This window comes from Mangrovicoccus sp. HB161399 (genome assembly GCF_013184745.1).
Classification (GTDB): Bacteria; Pseudomonadota; Alphaproteobacteria; order Rhodobacterales; family Rhodobacteraceae; genus Mangrovicoccus.
In genome coordinates this window covers 1-1,455 of sequence record NZ_JAATVU010000231.1, presented here as the reverse complement: position 1 = coordinate 1,455, position 1,455 = coordinate 1, and the positions used below count along the sequence as shown (strand labels likewise).

At 68.9% G+C, this 1,455-nt stretch carries 2 protein-coding genes; both read right to left on the bottom strand.

All coding sequences use genetic code 11. From position 1 onward, the window contains the following. A partial coding sequence (locus HCC78_RS32540) for a hypothetical protein (protein ID WP_172332817.1) occupies nucleotides 1-795 on the bottom strand: 795 nt, incomplete at its 3' end. Nucleotides 796-812: 17 nt separating this feature from the next. Continuing rightward, nucleotides 813-1,455: glycine-rich domain-containing protein (locus HCC78_RS32535; protein ID WP_172332816.1), on the bottom strand; the 643-nt coding region annotated here is incomplete at its 5' end.

Below are 1,455 nucleotides of genomic sequence, written 5' to 3'. Positions count from 1 at the left end.
GGGCATCAGGCCGCCGGTCGGCCGGCCGCTGGAAAGCGCGCCGATGGCATCGAAGATGTTGCCGCTGTGGAACATGTAGACCCAGGGCCCGAAGGCACCGCCCTGATAGCTCCGCTTCCAGATCCCGCCATTGGCGTTCTGCGTGTTGTTCGACCAGCATTCCACGAAGGCGGTCGCGCTGAGGCGGTGGACGAAGAGTTCGCCGATGCTGGAGGCGAAGCCCGAATGCGGATTGGCGGTGGCCGCCGTGGTCGAATAGAAGCCGGTCTGCAGCGTGATGTCATCGAAGCTGGCGATCTCGTTGGCGGCCAGCACCGTCCCGATGCCGAAGGATCCGACCTCAAGCAGCTTGCCGGCCGTGGAGTCGCGCGGCCCTGACTGCCGGTCGGTGGTCTTGAGCGTCGAGTTGGCCAGCGCGGTGTAGTCGGCTTCCGACAGGATCACCGACGGGCCGGTCAGCGGGATCGCGGCCGAGACGTAGCAGGCGTCGAAGGTGGTGGACGCACCGACAGGCACGACGATGTTGCCGATGAACTGCCATTCCTCCTGCGTGCCAAGCAGGTACTTGCGGCTGACCTTGTAATAGGTCGGGGCCAGGCCGTCCTCGTTGGCCCAAAGCTGGATGGTCCATGCGCCGCCAACCGCAGCGGTCGCCGTCACCGGCAGCGGCGCCGAGACGATCTGGCCGCCGGAGGCGATGCCGATCCCCATCAGCTCGAATTTCAGGACGCCGGTGGCGATCTGCGTCACGCTATCGCCCAGCGACCCGGTCACGGTCGTGAGATTGAAGGCCATCGGCCCCTCCTATGCTGTCAGAAAAATGGCTGGATCCGCACCAGGCCATCGGCGCCGTAGCCGCCGCGCCAGTTGGTATCGACCGAGTTGGCGACGGCCCCGGCACCGCCTGCGCCCGGGCTGGTGGCGTCCCACCCGTCCTGGTTCATGAAGCGCAGCATGGTGCCCGGGAAGAGCGCTCCTGGGGCGCCGCCATGCGCGCCGAGAACAGGGTTGCCCGCGTTGACCTTGCCCATGCCGCCTGACTGGCCGCGCACGTTGAGGCTGCCGCCACCTGCCGTTCCTCCGCTGCCGCCGTTCCATTGCCCCGTGGTGGTGCCGGTCGCGCCAGCACCGCCCGATCCGCCGTTGGCCAGCATGGAAAGCGTGCCGGAACTTGCGAAGGTGCTGGCCCCGCCGTCGGTGCCGTTCACCGCGCCCGCCGCACTGGTGCCGCCCGCGCCGACCGAATAGGTGTAGGTCTGGCCGCTCACATGCAGATGGAATTTCCGGCTGTAGCCGCCGCCGCCGCCGCCGCCAGAGGCCGCGTCATCGATCCCGCTGCCGTTGTTGCCGTCCACGCCGCCCGCGCCGCCGCCCGCGCCCCAGATCTCGATCAGCAGCGCGCGCAGTCCGGCCGGGGCCGTGTAGGCGGTCGCTGCCACCGCGCTGGAGAACTCG